The sequence below is a fragment of the Streptomyces sp. NPDC048604 genome, from assembly GCF_043199435.1.
In the GTDB taxonomy this organism is placed as follows: domain Bacteria; phylum Actinomycetota; class Actinomycetes; order Streptomycetales; family Streptomycetaceae; genus Streptomyces.
On sequence record NZ_JBICVX010000008.1, the window covers coordinates 73695 to 88263 of the forward strand.

Here is a 14569-nt window from a genome sequence, read left to right on the forward strand (position 1 = left end):
GATGAACGCCGAACTCCGGCGGGCGGTGGAGGAGTTGCGCGCCGCCCTCGCCGAGCGCGACGAGTGGCGCATGATGAACGCGCTGCCCGCCGGGGCACGGCCCGAGTCGCTCGACCCGGAGACCCCGCCCGCCGTCCGGGAGTTCCTCGCCGTGTGCGACGGGGCGACCTGCGGCGACGTGACGGTCTTCGCCGGCGGCGCGCTGGCCGGGATGCAGTTCTACTGCGACCCGGTGGAGGGCGCCGCGGTGACGCTCGGGCGGGAGAAGTGGCTCTGCGCCGGAGTGATCTCCGACGAGCCGTTCTTCGTGGACCGGGCATCCGGGGCGGTCTGGTACTTCCCGGACACCGGGGTCGAATGGTGGATGTCGCCCGTCTTCGAGAAGGCGGCCGACGACTTCACCGCCTTCTTCCTCGAGTCCGTGGCGGGCCCCGGCCATCTCCGGCTGACCGGCGCCGGCCCGGACGAACAGTGGCCTGAGCTGCTGGAACACCTGGGGCGCCTGCGCGCCTGAGCCGCCACTGAGAGCGGTATCACGTGAAGAAGGCGCCCGGCCGGCGAACCCCGGCCGGGCGCCTTCCGTATGCTCCGTCGAGACCTCCACGAGATTTCTCGGCGTTTTCCGTTATCCGGCCGGACCGCCGGGGTCTCCCAGACACAGGGAACGACGGCAGGCGCGACAGGCAGGGTGAGTCAGGGATGAGCGGACAGCACGGCACGGATCTGGTCAGGGCGGCGCAGGCCGGCGACCCGTGGGCGCGGGACCAGCTTGTCGGCGCCTACCTGCCCCTCGTGTACAACATCGTGGGCCGCGCGCTGAACGGCGGCCACGACGTCGACGACGTGGTGCAGGACACCATGCTGCGGGCCCTCGACGGGCTCGGCACGCTGCGTGCCCCGGACAGCTTCCGCTCCTGGCTGGTGGCCATCGCCATGAACGCGATACGCAGCCACTGGCACGACCGGCAGACCGGCCTGCGCACCGGCGTCCTCGACGAGGCCCGCGAACTGGCCCAGCCCGGCGGCGACTTCGTCGACCTGACCGTGGTCCGGCTGAACCTCTCCGGGCAGCGGCGGGAGACCGCCGAGGCCACCCGCTGGCTGGAGCCGGACGACAGCGCGCTGCTCTCGCTGTGGTGGCTGGAGTGCGCCGGCCAGCTGACCCGGTACGAGGTCGCGGTCGCCCTCGACCTGTCCACCGCGCACACCGCGGTCCGGGTGCAGCGGATGAAGGAGCAGCTGGAGGCGGCCCGCATCGTCGTCCGGGCGGTGGCGCAGAACCCGCCGTGCCCGACGCTGCACTACGAGCTCGGCGGCTGGGACGGCCGCCCCTCGGCGCTGTGGCGCAAGCGAATATCCCGGCACGCCCGTGGCTGCGCCCGCTGCGCGGGCCTGTGGAGCGGCCTCGTCCCGGCCGAGGGCCTGCTGGCCGGCCTGCTGCTCGTCCCGCCGGCGGCCGTATTGCTCGCGGCGGTCCGCGAGGGGGCGTCGGGGCTGGGGCTCGCGGGGGCGTACGGGGCGACCGGGCCCGGCGCGGGGTACGACACGTACGGGGCTTCCGGATCCGGCGCGGGGTACGACACGTACGGGGCTTCCGGATCCGGCGCGGGGTACGGCACGTACGGGGCCGGCGCGGGGTACGACACGTACGGGGCGGGTGCCTATGAGCCGTACGGGTCCGATGCCGCGTACCAGCCGTACGGAGCCGGTGAGACCCACGAGTTCTACGCCGCCCAGGGGAGCGGCGAGCCGTACGAGGCGGGCCAGGCGTACGCGCCCCACGAGTCGGGCCAGGCCCACGCGTCGTACGAGTCGGCCGCGCTGTACGAGCCGTACGAGGCCGGCGCGGTCCACGAGCCGTACGAGACCGGCGTGGCGCGCGAGTCCTACGAGGCCGCTCCGGAGGCGTCCGGCACCGCGGCCGTGCCGTCGCCCGTCGGCGGGGGCCGGGGCGGGCGCGGTGCCCGGCGCAGGCAGGCGGAGCAGCGGCGGCGCGACCGTCGCCGTGCCGTGGTCGCCGCCGGCATAGCCGTGGTCGCGGTCACCGGCGGGTCCTTCTACCTGGGCAGCGGCCGGGACGAGGACGTGACGACGGTCGACGCCGCGGACACGCCGTCGACCGGGTCCGGGCTCTCCGTCGCGCCCGCCGAGGCGTCCGCCTCCTCGGCCGTCCCGACGTCGCCGACCCCCTCCGCCTCGCCCACCCCGACCAAGAAGCCCTCGCCCACCGCGACCCCCTCGGCCAAACCGAAGCCCAAGGTCAAGCCCTCCGTCCGCCCCACCACGCAGCCACCGCGGCCGCGTCCCACGCGCGAGGCGACCAGCGGCGGAGGCGGCAGCAGCTCCGCCGCCCAGCAGGTCGTGGCGCTCGTGAACTCCGAGCGGTCGAAGGCCGGTTGCGGCCCGGTGACCGGGAACGCGCTGCTCGACAGGGCCGCACAGGGGCACTCCGAGGACATGGCGGCCCGGGACTTCTTCGACCACACCAACCCCGACGGCGACGGCCCGGGGGAGCGGGTGACCGCGGCCGGCTACCGCTGGTCCACGTACGGCGAGAACATCGCCATGGGCCAGCGCACCCCGCAGGACGTCATGAACTCCTGGATGAACAGCCCGGGCCACCGCGCGAACATCCTCAACTGCTCCTTCAAGGAGATCGGCATCGGCATCCACAACGCCGGCGGCCCGTACTGGACGCAGGTCTTCGGCGCGCGCTGACCTCAGGAGCGCGCGCGGACCGGGTGCTTGCTCAGGATGGACACCCGGTTGAAGGCGTTGATCGTGATCGCCACCCAGAGCACGGCGGACAGCTCGTCGTCCCCGAACACCTTCCGGGCCTGCGCGTAGGCGCGTTCCTGCGCGAGCTCGTCCGCGGGGGAGGTGGCCGCCTCGGCCAGGGCGAGAGCGGCCCGCTCGCGGTCGGTGAACACCTCGGTGTCGCGCCAGGCGGCGAGCACGGCCAGGCGCTGCGCGGTCTCGCCGGCCCGCAGCGCCGCCCGGGTGTGCACGTCGAGGCAGTACGCGCAGCCGTTGATCTGGGAGACGCGCAGGTTGACCAGCTCCACGAGGATGCGGTCGAGCCCGGCCGCCGCCGAGGCGGTGCGGACCGCCTCGGCCGTCTGGACCAGTGCGTGGTACGCCGTCGGGCTCTGCTTGTCGAGGTAGACCCGACCGTTCTCGGACGCTCCCGCGCTGCCGCTCACTGTGCACTCCTTCTCGCCGGCCGCCGGTGTTCCGGCGGCCCTTTCGTCGTCGCCCGTGCATATCACGGGTACAGGGGCTATGATCATCGATAGTTGTTGAAATTAAAACTATCTGAAAGGTGCGTCATGACCCAGCAGGCCACCGCCCCTCTCGTCCGGAACGTCGACGCCGAGCACTGCTACGAGATCGTCGTCGGCGGCGAGCGCGCCGGCCTCACGGCCTACCGTGACCGTGACGGGCAGCGGGTCTTCTTCCACACCGAGATCGACGACGCCCACGCCGGGCAGGGGCTGGCCGGGATCCTGGTCCAGGAGGCGCTCACCCATGTGCGTGCGTCCGGTCTGCGGATCGTGCCGGTCTGCCCGTATGTGGCGAAGTTCCTGAAGGAGCACGACGGGTTCGCCGACATCACGGACCCGGTGACGCCCGAGGTCCTGCAGTGGCTGGGCGGCGTCCTCGGGCGCTGACCCGGGTCCCGCGTTGCGGGGGTCGCGGCGGTCGCGCAGGCTCGACCGTGGCGGGCCATGACCGGGCCGCCGTGCCCTGTCACGCCATGAGAGGCGGCATCCATGCCTTCGAAACTCAACCCCTACCTCACCTTCGACGGCGACGCCAAGGCGGCCATGGAGTTCTACGAGGAGGTGTTCGGCGGCACCCTCAGGGTGCACACGTACGCGGAGTTCGGCGACGAGGTGCCTCCGGGTCACGCCGACAAGATCATGCACGCCATGCTGGAGACCACCGCCGGCTTCGCGCTGATGGCGGGGGACAACCCGCCGGGCAACGAGTTCAAGCCGGGCAACACCATGTCGATCAGTGTCAGCGGCGAGGACGAGACCGAGCTGCGCCGCTACTGGGAGCGGCTCTCGGGCGGCGGAACGGTGGCCGTGCCGCTGGAGAAGCAGATGTGGGGGGACGTGTTCGGCATGTGTGTGGACCGCTTCGGTGTCACCTGGATGGTCAACATCAACGCCCAGCAGGGCTGACCCGCACCCCTTCGTTCCGTTCGCGAGCCGCATCGGCCGCTTCCGGCCTCCCTGTGGAGGCCGGAAGCGGCCGATGCGTTTCTGTGTGCCCCCCGACTCCGTGCCTTCCGACGCGGATAGCCTCCGCTTGCAAGTAATGCGCGCGTGCAAGTATTGTCTTCATCTGTAACTCCCCCACGCAAGCATTTCTGGAAGGTGCGTCGTCATGCCACTCGCGCTCCTGGCCCTGGCCATCGGGGCCTTCGGGATCGGCACCACCGAATTCGTGATCATGGGCGTGCTGCCCCAGGTCGCCGGCGACTTCGGCGTCTCGATCCCGACCGCCGGCTGGCTGGTGACGGGCTACGCGCTGGGCGTCGTGCTCGGCGCCCCGATCCTGACCGTCCTGGGCGCGAAGGCGTCCCGCAAGAAGATGCTCATGATCCTCATGGGCCTGTTCGTGGTCGGGAACACGCTCTCCGCCCTCGCGCCGACCTTCGGCCTGATGCTGGCCGGCCGGGTCGTCGCCTCGCTGGCCCACGGCGCCTTCTTCGGCATCGGCTCCGTCGTCGCCGCCGACCTCGTCGCGCCGCAGAAGAAGGCCTCGGCCATCTCCCTGATGTTCATGGGGCTCACCGTCGCCAACATCGTCGGCGTCCCCGGCGGCACGTACATCGGCCAGGCGCTCGGCTGGCGGGTCACCTTCGGCCTCGTCGCCGTGCTCGGCGTCGTCGGCCTGCTCGGCGTCGCGAAGCTCGTGCCCGAGCAGGGCCGGCCCGAGACCGCGAACGTCCGCGCGGAGTTCGCCGCCTTCCGGAACGTCCAGGTCTGGCTCGCCCTGGCGATGACCGTCCTCGGCTACGGCGGCGTCTTCGCGGCCATCACGTACATCACCCCGATGATGACCGAGGTCGCCGGCTACGCCGAGGGCGCGGTCACCTGGCTGCTCGTCCTCTTCGGGATCGGCATGTTCCTGGGCAACCTGCTCGGCGGCAGGTTCGCCGACCGCGCCCTGATGCCCCTGCTGTTCGTCAGCCTGGCCGCCCTGTCGGCGACCCTGCTCGTCTTCACCGCGACCTCGCACCACAAGGTCCTCGCCGCGATCACCCTCACCCTGATCGGCGCCCTCGGCTTCGCGACCGTGCCGCCGCTGCAGAAGTGGGTCCTGGACCAGGCGTCCGCCGCCCCCACCCTCGCCTCGGCCGCCAACATCGGCGCGTTCAACCTGGGCAACGCCCTCGCCGCCTGGCTCGGCGGGGTCGTGATCGCCGCCGGACTGGGCTACACCGCCCCGAACCGGGTCGGCGCCCTGCTCTCCGGCACCGCCCTGCTGCTGGCCTTCCTGGCCGCGTACCTCGACCGGCGCACCCGCGCCGCCCGGTCCCGGATCGTCGCCACCGGGACGCCCGAGGCCGCTCCGGCCCCGGTCGCGGCCGCCGCCCACCACTGACCGCCCGTACTCGTACCTCGTACCTCGTACCTCGTACCTCGTACCTCGTACCTCGTACCTCGTACCTCGTACCTCGTACCTCGCAAGGAAGCACGCACCATGACCGTCACCACCGCCCCCGCCGTCGCCCCGCTGACCGTCCAGGACGCCGAGGCCCTGATCGCCGCCGCCCGCGACGCGGCCGAGACCGCCTCCGTCGCCGTCGCGATCACCGTCCTCGACGCGGGCGGCCACCTCCTGGCCTTCCGCCGCGACGACCGCGCCGTGCTCATCGCCGGCGAGACCAGCACCCGCAAGGCGTACACGGCGCTCCAGCTGAACGCGCCCACCGCCGACCTCGTCGACCTGGTCAAGCCCGAGGGGCCGTTCCACAGCCTGCCCACCGCTCTCGACCGTCCGCTGCTCTTCATCGCCGGCGGCGTCCCCGTCCGCCGCGACGGCCGGCTCATCGGCGCGATCGGCGTCGGAGGCGGCGCACCCGAGCAGGACCACGGCTTCGCGACCGCCGCCCTCGGCGTCCTCGCCTGAGCCCGGCGGGTCCCAGCGGGTCTCAGACACTCACCCCCGTACCCGCCTCACCGGCGCCCGCCTCACCCTCCGTCGCCCTGCGGGCCTCCCGCAGGGCGATGTACACCGCCCACACCACCGACACCAGCGGTACCGCCACCACCGCCCCCACCACCCCGGCCGCGATCGAGCCGGCGATCACCGAGATCGCCACCACCAGCGGATGCAGCCGCACCGCCCAGCTCATCACCAGCGGATGCAGCAGATGCCCCTCGATCTGGCCGATGACCACGATCAGCCCCACCACGATCGCCGCCACCAGCGGACCCTTCGACGCCAGCGCCACCACCGCGGCGACCGCCAGCGCGATCGGCGACCCGATCAGCGGAACGAACGCGGCCATGAACTCCAGCAGCGCCAGCGGCACAGCGAGCGGCACACCGAGCAGCCACAGCGCCACGCCGACCAGCACCGCGTTCACCGCCGCCACCAGCACGATCCCGTGCGTGTACCCCGTGAACGTGCGCCAGGCCGCCCGGCCCCCGATCCCCACCCGGTCGCGCACCGAGACCGGCAACTGCCCGGTGAACCACGCCCACTGCCGGTCCCCGGAATGGATGAAGAACACCGAGCTGAACAGTGCAAGGGCCAGCGTGGTGAGCACCGCCACCAGCTTGTGCGCCCCGCTCACCGCCTCGCTCACCAGCGTCGAACGATGACTCGAAAGGAACCGCCCGATCCTCTCCTGGACGTCCGACAGGGCCTCCGGGTTCAGCCGGAACGGCGGCCGCTCCAGCCAGGTCTCGATCCGCTCGATCCCCTGGCGGAACTCCCGCACCAGCGTCGTCCGGTCGTTCGCCACCGCCTCGCCGACCAGCGCCAGCACGCCCAGGACCAACGCGATCCCGCCCAGCAGGGTCAGCGCCACGGCCAGCGGGCGCGGCAGCCCCCGGGCGACGATGTCGGCCACCGGCCGCAGCAGCGCGGTGATCACCAGGCCCAGGAACACCGCCACGCCGATCTCGTGGAACCGCCCGAGCACGGCGAACAGGCTGTACACGAGCGCCCCGACGACCAGCACCCGCCACGCGTAGGCGGCGGCCGTGCGGAGGAACGGGACCACCTGCGGTGGCGGGGCGGGCTGCATGACCGACGACGTACCACCCGGGGCGCTCCGCGCCACGCCCCGGGCCTCATATTCGCCCGACCGGTGCCGCCGATGGGCGGTCCGGCCGCGCACGGCCGAGGATCGGGGGATGGGCGTCGTGCTGCCGGTCGTGTTCTCGCTGTTCGCCGCGTTCAGCAACGCGCTGGCGACGGTGCTGCAGCGCCGCGCCGCGCTCACCGTGCCGCAGTCCGACGGGTTCCGGCCCGGACTGATCCTCGACCTGATGCGCCGCCCGCTGTGGCTGGGCGGCATCCTCGCGGTGATCGCCGCCGGCGTCGGACAGGCCGCCGCCCTGGCGACCGGGCCGCTCTCGCTCGTCCAGCCGCTGTTCGTGCTCGAACTGCCGCTCGCGCTGCTGATCGCCTCCCTGATGGCCCGGGAGAAACTGCCGTCCGCGCTCTGGCTCGCCGTGGCCGCGGTGGTCGGCGGGCTCGGCGTCGCCCTCGTCGCCGCCTCGCCCGCCGGCAACCGCACCCACGTCCCGCTCGACCGCTGGGTGCCGGCGCTCGTCGTGTGCTGCGTCGCCGTGGTGGCGCTGGCCGCCGCCGGACTGCGCCGGCCCGCCGGCCGCGCCCGGGCCGGCTGCCTCGGGGCGGCCACGGCGATCTGCTACGCGCTGACCGCCGCCCTGATGAAGGCGGCCATGCACATCCTCGACGACCAGGGCATCGGCGGGTTCCTGACCAGCTGGCAGACCTACGCGTTCTGTGTGACCGGCATCGCGGCCCTGCTGCTGCTCGAACACGCCATGCAGGGCGGCCCGCTCGTCGCCTCCCAGCCCGCGCTCACCCTCGGCGACGCCACCATCAGCCTCGCCCTCGGCATCCTGCTGTACGAGGAGCACGTCCGGTCCGGCTGGTGGCTGCTGCCCCAGCTGGCCGGCCTCGCCCTGATCGTCTTCGGCGTCTTCGCCCTGGCCCGGGGCGGGGCCAGCGCCGCCTGACGACGGAACGGCTGCCTGCACCGCCCGACCGGGCGGCTGTGCGCCGCCCGACCGGAAAGCTCACAGCGCCGACGGGGCCGCGCGCAGCACACAGCCCGGGGCGGCGACCTCGACCGCGTACAGCCGGATCAGCTCGTGCATCCGGAACACCCGCTCGGTGACCGGCTCCACCAGCTGCGCCTCCACCAGCCCGTCCAGGGCGCAGGCCGCCCGGTACACGTCCGTGCCCAGCAGCCCCGCCACGTCGGTCACGTCGAACTCGGCGCGGTCGTACAGCCCGAGCAGCTGGAACGCCCGCACCGAGCGCACCCGCCCCGGCAGCGGCGCGTGCAGCAGCTGCCGGTAGCTCTCGGCGATGCAGGCCCGCACCGACACCCCCTCGGCGCGCAGCTCGTCGAGCCGGTGCGCCCGGTCCCGCAGCCGGTCGGCGAAGCCGGCCAGCGACCACTCCGGACGGGCCACCAGCCGCGCCCCCGCGATCCGCAGCGCCAGCGGCTGCCCGCCGCACAGCCGGGCCAGCTCCACGGCCGCGGCGCGCTCCCGGACGAACCGCTCGCCCGTGCCCGTCAGCGCCAGCAGCCGCACCGACGCCGCCTCGTCGAGCGCCCCGACCGCGATCCGGTCCGCGAGCAGCGTCGGCAGGCTGGAGCGGCCGGTCGCGAGGACCGCGCAGGCGGTGTTCGCCGGGATCAGCGGGCGGATCTGGGCCGCGTCCCGGGCGTTGTCGACGACCACGAGTAGCCGCCGCCCGGCCACCGCCGACCGGTAGCGGCGGACCGCCTCGGCGGGGGAGTCCGGGACCTGCGCGGCCGGTACGCCGAGCGCCCGCAGGAAGCCGGCGATCAGGTCGTGCGGGCGCGGCGGGCGCCCGTCCGGGGCGGGGGCGGCCAGATCCGCGTACAGCTGCCCGTCCGGGTACAGCGGCGCCAGCTCGTGCGCCAGCCGCAGCGCCAGCGCCGACTTGCCGAAGCCGCCCTGCCCGTGCAGGACGACCGTCGGCGCGCTCACCGTCTCGGCCGGACCGGGCGTCGCGAGCGCCGCACGGGCCAGGGCCAGTTCGTGGTGCCGCCCCACGAACACGGTGCTCTCAGGGGGTAACTGACGCGGAGTCGCCGAAATGAGGCTTCCCGCCTCGGTCCCGCCTCCGCCGCCCGCCCCCGCCGGGGGACGTCCGAGTGCCGGGTCCCGGCGCAGTACCGCCCGATGGATGCGGCGCAGCTCCTCGCCCGGATCCATGCCCAGCTCGTCCCTCAGCGCCGTGCGCGCCTCGTCGAACGCGTCCAGCGCCCCGGCCGCGTCGCCGCTGCCGTACAGCGCCAGCATCAGCCGGCCCCGGAGCCTCTCGTTCAGCGGGTGCAGCGCGACGACGTGCCGCAGCCGCTGTACGACCCTGCCCTCCCGGCCCAGCGCCGATTCCACCTCGACGTGCTCCTCCACGGCGCTGAGGTACGCCTCCGTGAGGTGCTGGGCGAAGGCGCGCAGCGCCGCCCCCTGGCCGACGTCCTCCAGAGGGAGCCCGCGCCACAGGTCCAGCGCCTGTCCGTACAACTCCGCGGCCTCGGGCAGCCGTTGCTCGGCAGCCGCACGGCGCGCCTGCGCCACCCGCCCCCGGAAGCACGGGATGTCGAAGTCCGCGTCGTCGACCCGCAGCACGTACCCGGCGCGCGAGGTCGCGAGCCGCGCGCCGGTGGGCCGCAGGTGCCGCCGCAGCTTCATCACGTACGTCCGCAGATTGGCCACCGCGGAGCGCGGCGGTTCGTCGCCCCAGATCTCCCGGATCAGCGTGGGCACCGGCACCGCCCGCCCGCCGTGCGCGAGAAGCAGCGACAGCAGCACCCGCTGCTTCTCCGCGCCGATCTCCACCGGCTCCCCGGCCACCCGTAGTTCGAGCGGCCCGAGCGCGCGGAACACCACCGCACGGGTTCTCGGACAGTCGCCGTCCGCCGTGCCGCCGTCTTCGCTCATGCGGCGGGCGTCCGGGGCGCGCCGAGCCGCCGCACCACGGTCCCGAGCAGTTCGTCGCCGGGGTAGTAGCCGCGGTGGCGTGAGTCGATGCTGTCGGGGTTGTCGCCCCGCACCACCAGCGCGCCTGCCGGAACCAGTTCGTCCGGTCCGGCCCCCGCGGTCCCCTCCGGCGCCGGATCGCCCGGCAGCGCCGTCACCCGCTTGACGTTCCAGGCCGCGCCGTGCCGGTCGGTGCCGTACGCGTCCTCCCGCTCCGACGTCGGCGGCGGCTTGAGCACCACGACGTCGCCCCGGCGCACCCGGGCCAGCGGCCGGCGCCGTACGACCACCCGGTCACCGTCCCGCAGCGCCGGCGCCATGCTGTCCCCCCGCACCGACACCACCACCACGGACGTGCGGATCCGGACGACCGCGACCGCGGCCCCCACGGCGAGCACGCCCGCTCCTGCGCACAACCATCCCCCGCGCAACTGAAGCCTCCTCAGGGATCTTCCTCAGGGATCTTCGAGTGAGCAGGAATCCTCCGTCCCATCCGCCACAAGTGTCAATCCCTGCACCACAGTTACCCGTCCAGCCGCTGTATCCCCGGTGTACGCACCGCTGTACGGCCCGCTGTACGCCCCGCTCGTAGGGTCCTGACCGCATCGATTTCCACCTACCGACCAGCAACGGAAGGGGCAGACGTGAACGCTGTCAGGAAGCTCGGAGACAAGGTGCTGGAGCGCCTCGCGCCGAGCGCCACCGCTCAGGCCGACACCAGCTTCTACAAGTTCTGCTACTGCAGCGGCCCGTTCTACTACCGCAAGCTGTGCCACGTCGTCGGCGGCATCAGCAGCTGCGGCGCGTGCTACCGCTCGGGCGAGTGCTGAGCAGCAACCCCACGAGGCGCTCCGGGGCCCCGCGGCCCCGGAGCCCACGGAACCGTGCGCCGAGGAGCTGACGCGTGTACTACATCGGGCTCGCCGCCCGCCTCCTGCTGGTCCTCGTCTTCCTCGCCGCGGTCGTCGGCAAGACCCGCAGGCGCTCGTCGTTCACCGGCTTCGCCGGCTCCCTGGCCGCGCTGCGCCTCTTCCCCCGCCGCCTGGCCACCCCCGCGGCGGCCGCGACCGTCGCCGCGGAGGCGCTCACCGCCGTGCTGCTCGCCGTCCCCGCCACCGCGGGCGCGGGCCTCGCCCTCGCGATCGCGGTGCTCGCGGCATTCGTCGCCGGCATCCTCGCCGCCCGGCGCGGCGGCCGCCTCGTGCCCTGCCGCTGCTTCGGGGCCACCAGCGCCCCGCTCGGCCTGCCGCACGTCATCCGCAACGCGCTGCTCGCCGCCGTCGCGGCGGTGGGCCTCGCCGCCCTGGCCGCGGCCTCCGCACCCGGCGCCGTGCACCCCGGCGGGCTGGCGCTCGCCGCCTGCACCGCGGCGATCGGGGCCCTGATGGTTGTCCGCATGGACGACCTGCTGGCCCTCGTGCCGACCCCTCGCTGACTGGAGTCAAGGAAATGGCCTATCTCGTCGTCGCGCTGGTGCTCGTCGCCGCGCTCTGCGTCTTCCAGCTGCTCGTGCTCTTCGCCGTGCTGCGTCGGCTGCGCGAGCACGAGAGCAGGTTCGAGCAGCTCGCCCGCTCCGCCGGACCGATGGACGCCTACGACCCGAACGAGCTCGTCGGCCGCCGGGTCCCCGAACTCGCTGCGCACACCGGGGGCGCCGCGCGCACCGTGGGCTTCTTCTCCGTCGGCTGTGAGGCCTGTCACGAGCAGGCCCCGGAGTTCGTGGCCGCCGCGGCGGCCGGCGACGCCTCCGCCGTCGTCGTCGGCAGCCCCGCAAGCGAGCTGACCGGGCTCCTCGCCGGCGTGCCGACCGTGGTCACCGGCGACGAGGGCGACCTGCTGATGAAGGCCGTCGACATCAGGGCCTTCCCCACCTTCCTCCAGGTCGACGGCGACGGCGTGATCCTCCGGGCCGGCATCGCCGTGGCGGAGCTGCCCGCCGCGACTCCCGCCCTGTGACCGTCCCGGCGGCCGGCCGACGGCGCGCATTGCGCCATCTGCGGACCGCGTGGGCCGCCTGCTGGGAGGCCGCGCCCGGGATCTGGGCCGGACACCTGCCGGTCGCCGTGGTGGCCGGACTCGTCCCGCCGGCCACCGCCTGGCTCACCAAGCTCCTGGTCGACGACCTCACCGGGGGCCGCGGCGATCACGCCCTCGGCTACGCGGCGGGGCTCGGCGCGGTCGGCCTGTTCGGCGCGCTGCTGCCGCACCTCGGCGAGTACCTGCGCGGCGAGCTCGGCCGGCGCCTCGACCGGGTGCTGCGCGACCGGCTGCACACCGCGGTCAACGGCTTCCACGGCCTGGCCCGCTTCGAGGACCCCCAGCACCTGGACCGGCTGCGGATGGCGGCCCAGGCGTCCGGGGGCTCGCTCTCGCCCGTGACCGGCGGCATGGCGGAGACCGGCCGCAACGTCGTGGCGCTGCTGAGCCTGCTCGCCACGCTGTTCGTGCTCAGTCCGGTCATGGCCGTCGTCGTGCTGCTCGCCGCCGTGCCCGTGCTCCTCGGCCGCTTGGCGCTGTCCCGGCGACGGGTGGGCATGCTGGCCGCGACCTCGGCGGCGATGCGCAAGGAGCTGTTCTACTCCGCGCTGATGACGGAGGAGCAGGCCGCCAAGGAGGTACGGCTCTACGGCCTCGGCGGCTTTTTCAAGGACCGCATGCTGGGCGAACTGTCCACGATCCAGGGCGCCGAGCGCCGTCTGGACCGCAAGGAGGCCGCCGTGCAGGGCGCGCTCGGCGCGCTGTCCGCCGCGGTGGCCGGCGGCGGTCTCGTCTGGGCGGTGGACGCGGCGCTCGCCGGCCGGCTCACCGCCGGCGACGTCACCGCCTTCGTCGCCGCGGTCGCCGGAGTGCAGGCCGCGCTCGTCGGTCTGGTCGCCGGACTGGCCCAGGCCCACGAGGCGCTGCTGCTGTTCGCGTACCACGTCGAGGTCACCGAACTCCCCGACGACCTCACCGCGTTGCCGCCGGCAGCCAGGGAGCCGGGTGCGCTGCCCGCGCTGCGGCACGGCATCGAACTGCGCGACGTGTGGTTCCGCTACCACGACGACCATCCGTGGGTGCTGAAGGGTGTCGACCTGTTCATCCCCTTCGGCCGATCGGTCGCCCTCGTCGGCCTCAACGGGGCCGGCAAGAGCACCCTGATCAAGCTGCTGTGCCGGTTCTACGACCCGGTGCGCGGCTCGGTCCGCTGGGACGGCGCCGACCTGCGCGACATCGACCCCGGCGAACTGCGCCGCCGCATGGGCGTGCTGTTCCAGGACTTCATGAACTACGACCTCACCGCCCGCGAGAACATCGGCGTCGGCGACCTCGACCGCCTCGACGACCACGACCGCGTCCGCGGGGCCGCCGAACTGGCCGGAGCGCACGAGTTGGTGGCCGCGCTGCCGCAGGGGTACGACACCCTGCTCAGCCGGATCTTCTTCGCCGACGGCGAGACCGAGGACGACGACCCCACCGCCGGCACCGTCCTCTCCGGCGGTCAGTGGCAACGGCTCGCCCTCGCCCGGGCGCTGGTCCGGCAGAACCGGGACCTGCTGATCCTCGACGAGCCCAGCGCGGGCCTCGACGCCCGCGCCGAGTACGAGGTGCACGCCGGACTGCGCGCCCATCGCGCCGGGCGCACCAGCCTGCTCGTCTCCCACCGGCTCAGCGCCGTCCGCGAGGCCGACGCCATCGTCGTGCTCGACGGCGGCCGGATCACCGAACGCGGCACGCACGACGAGCTGATGGCGGCCGGCGGGGTCTACGAGCGGCTGTTCACCGTACAGGCCGAGGGGTACGTGGATCAGCCCGACGGGGCGCCCGTGGAAGGGGTTCCGGCGGCGGTGGCGAGCGGGACGCGGCGGAACTCGATCGACTCGTAGGGCGACGCGGCCGGCCGCGCGGACAGGGTCAGCGTGCGGGTCGCCGTCCGGCCGCCGTCCCGGCTCGCCCACAGCGCGAGCGCGACGCGTCGGTCCGGCGCCGAGGGGCCCGAGTACAGGAGCGGCCCGTCCGGCCCCGGCAGCCGCAGCAGCCCGGCCTGCACGACCGGCATCGCGTCGAGGGCGGGCTGCGGCGCGTACGGGCGGGCCAGGCTCCGTCCGTCGTCGGCGGAGTACGCGTCCGCGTGGTTGCCCGGGCTCGTGCCGTGCTGGTCGCGGGCGTGGAAGTGCAGCCCGCCGTCGGGGAGTTCGGCGGTCGCGGACTCGTTGGCGTTGACGAAGCCGTCGTACGACGCGTCCACGAAGCCGATCCGCCAGGTGCGCCCGCCGCCCCGCCCGTACCGGTGCGGGACGGGGCTCGTACGCTGGCCCGACCGTTTCGTACCCCGCCTCATGAGGAGC

Annotated in this window: 16 protein-coding genes; 11 read left to right on the top strand and 5 right to left on the bottom strand. The window is 73.8% G+C overall.

Going from position 1 to position 14569, the window contains the following annotated elements:
* Position 1 precedes the first annotated feature (1 nt).
* Both ACGFMM_RS18075 and ACGFMM_RS18080 read left to right on the top strand, forming a co-directional pair.
* A complete protein-coding gene (locus tag ACGFMM_RS18075; RefSeq protein ID WP_393647335.1) occupies positions 2-514 on the top strand; it encodes a hypothetical protein in 513 nt (170 codons plus the stop codon).
* Positions 515-699: 185 nt separating this feature from the next.
* Entirely contained in the window at positions 700-2718 is a 2019-nt protein-coding gene (locus tag ACGFMM_RS18080; RefSeq protein WP_393647336.1) for a sigma-70 family RNA polymerase sigma factor, read from the top strand.
* A 2-nt stretch (positions 2719-2720) separates the two neighbouring features.
* On the opposite strand, the gene ACGFMM_RS18085 is transcribed toward ACGFMM_RS18080, so the two are convergent.
* Positions 2721-3203: a carboxymuconolactone decarboxylase family protein gene (locus tag ACGFMM_RS18085; RefSeq protein ID WP_393647337.1), complete on the bottom strand. Its 483-nt coding sequence runs from the start codon at positions 3201-3203 to the stop codon at positions 2721-2723.
* Between the two features lie 126 nt (positions 3204-3329).
* On the opposite strand from ACGFMM_RS18085, the gene ACGFMM_RS18090 reads away from it, so the two are divergent.
* The 4 genes from ACGFMM_RS18090 (at position 3330) to ACGFMM_RS18105 (ending at position 6147) form a co-directional block, all read left to right on the top strand.
* On the top strand, positions 3330-3671 hold the full coding sequence (locus ACGFMM_RS18090; RefSeq protein WP_393647338.1) for a GNAT family N-acetyltransferase: 342 nt from the start codon (positions 3330-3332) through the stop codon (positions 3669-3671).
* 102 nt (positions 3672-3773) lie between these two features.
* Entirely contained in the window at positions 3774-4190 is a 417-nt protein-coding gene (locus ACGFMM_RS18095; protein ID WP_393647339.1) for a VOC family protein, read from the top strand.
* 205 nt (positions 4191-4395) lie between these two features.
* The gene (locus ACGFMM_RS18100) at positions 4396-5619 is read left to right on the top strand and encodes an MFS transporter (protein WP_393647340.1); all 1224 of its coding nucleotides are present in this window, start codon (positions 4396-4398) and stop codon (positions 5617-5619) included.
* A gap of 99 nt (positions 5620-5718) precedes the next feature.
* Positions 5719-6147 carry a heme-binding protein gene (locus tag ACGFMM_RS18105; protein ID WP_393647341.1) on the top strand — a complete coding sequence of 143 codons (429 nt, stop codon included), beginning with the start codon at positions 5719-5721 and terminating at the stop codon, positions 6145-6147.
* 22 nt (positions 6148-6169) lie between these two features.
* Here the strand turns inward: ACGFMM_RS18105 and ACGFMM_RS18110 are convergent, their stop codons facing one another.
* On the bottom strand, positions 6170-7273 hold the full coding sequence (locus ACGFMM_RS18110) for an AI-2E family transporter (protein WP_393647342.1): 1104 nt from the start codon (positions 7271-7273) through the stop codon (positions 6170-6172).
* A gap of 109 nt (positions 7274-7382) precedes the next feature.
* Here ACGFMM_RS18110 and ACGFMM_RS18115 point away from each other — a divergent pair, with 109 nt between their 5' ends.
* Positions 7383-8237 (top strand): DMT family transporter, encoded by an 855-nt coding sequence (locus tag ACGFMM_RS18115; protein WP_393647343.1) that lies wholly within the window; start codon positions 7383-7385, stop codon positions 8235-8237.
* 60 nt (positions 8238-8297) lie between these two features.
* Here the strand turns inward: ACGFMM_RS18115 and ACGFMM_RS18120 are convergent, their stop codons facing one another.
* Entirely contained in the window at positions 8298-10202 is a 1905-nt protein-coding gene (locus ACGFMM_RS18120; RefSeq protein ID WP_393647344.1) for a BTAD domain-containing putative transcriptional regulator, read from the bottom strand.
* Entirely contained in the window at positions 10199-10639 is a 441-nt protein-coding gene (locus ACGFMM_RS18125) for a S26 family signal peptidase (protein ID WP_393647345.1), read from the bottom strand. The genes ACGFMM_RS18120 and ACGFMM_RS18125 overlap by 4 nt, the downstream gene beginning before the upstream one ends.
* 246 nt (positions 10640-10885) lie before the next feature.
* Here ACGFMM_RS18125 and ACGFMM_RS18130 point away from each other — a divergent pair, with 246 nt between their 5' ends.
* From ACGFMM_RS18130 to ACGFMM_RS18145, 4 genes are all read left to right on the top strand, one after another.
* Positions 10886-11071: a hypothetical protein gene (locus ACGFMM_RS18130; RefSeq protein ID WP_393647346.1), complete on the top strand. Its 186-nt coding sequence runs from the start codon at positions 10886-10888 to the stop codon at positions 11069-11071.
* A 74-nt stretch (positions 11072-11145) separates the two neighbouring features.
* Positions 11146-11676 (top strand): MauE/DoxX family redox-associated membrane protein, encoded by a 531-nt coding sequence (locus ACGFMM_RS18135; RefSeq protein WP_393647347.1) that lies wholly within the window; start codon positions 11146-11148, stop codon positions 11674-11676.
* Between the two features lie 14 nt (positions 11677-11690).
* Positions 11691-12197 (top strand): hypothetical protein, encoded by a 507-nt coding sequence (locus tag ACGFMM_RS18140; RefSeq protein ID WP_393647348.1) that lies wholly within the window; start codon positions 11691-11693, stop codon positions 12195-12197.
* A complete protein-coding gene (locus tag ACGFMM_RS18145) occupies positions 12194-14107 on the top strand; it encodes an ABC transporter ATP-binding protein (protein ID WP_393647349.1) in 1914 nt (637 codons plus the stop codon). The genes ACGFMM_RS18140 and ACGFMM_RS18145 overlap by 4 nt, the downstream gene beginning before the upstream one ends.
* On the opposite strand, the gene ACGFMM_RS18150 is transcribed toward ACGFMM_RS18145, so the two are convergent.
* Positions 14029-14562 carry an exo-alpha-sialidase gene (locus ACGFMM_RS18150; RefSeq protein WP_393647350.1) on the bottom strand — a complete coding sequence of 178 codons (534 nt, stop codon included), beginning with the start codon at positions 14560-14562 and terminating at the stop codon, positions 14029-14031. The genes ACGFMM_RS18145 and ACGFMM_RS18150 overlap by 79 nt on opposite strands.
* Positions 14563-14569 lie beyond the last annotated feature (7 nt).

Bases quoted from the DNA above. Each gene is read 5' to 3' on its own strand.
- ACGFMM_RS18075 (WP_393647335.1), top strand. From the start codon at position 2: ATGAACGCCGAACTCCGGCGGGCGGTGGAGGAGTTGCGCGCCGCCCTC.
- ACGFMM_RS18080 (WP_393647336.1), top strand. From the start codon at position 700: ATGAGCGGACAGCACGGCACGGATCTGGTCAGGGCGGCGCAGGCCGGC.
- ACGFMM_RS18090 (WP_393647338.1), top strand. From the start codon at position 3,330: ATGACCCAGCAGGCCACCGCCCCTCTCGTCCGGAACGTCGACGCCGAG.
- ACGFMM_RS18095 (WP_393647339.1), top strand. From the start codon at position 3,774: ATGCCTTCGAAACTCAACCCCTACCTCACCTTCGACGGCGACGCCAAG.
- ACGFMM_RS18100 (WP_393647340.1), top strand. From the start codon at position 4,396: ATGCCACTCGCGCTCCTGGCCCTGGCCATCGGGGCCTTCGGGATCGGC.
- ACGFMM_RS18105 (WP_393647341.1), top strand. From the start codon at position 5,719: ATGACCGTCACCACCGCCCCCGCCGTCGCCCCGCTGACCGTCCAGGAC.
- ACGFMM_RS18110 (WP_393647342.1), bottom strand. From the start codon at position 7,273: ATGCAGCCCGCCCCGCCACCGCAGGTGGTCCCGTTCCTCCGCACGGCC.
- ACGFMM_RS18115 (WP_393647343.1), top strand. From the start codon at position 7,383: ATGGGCGTCGTGCTGCCGGTCGTGTTCTCGCTGTTCGCCGCGTTCAGC.
- ACGFMM_RS18120 (WP_393647344.1), bottom strand. From the start codon at position 10,202: ATGAGCGAAGACGGCGGCACGGCGGACGGCGACTGTCCGAGAACCCGT.
- ACGFMM_RS18140 (WP_393647348.1), top strand. From the start codon at position 11,691: ATGGCCTATCTCGTCGTCGCGCTGGTGCTCGTCGCCGCGCTCTGCGTC.
- ACGFMM_RS18150 (WP_393647350.1), bottom strand. From the start codon at position 14,562: ATGAGGCGGGGTACGAAACGGTCGGGCCAGCGTACGAGCCCCGTCCCG.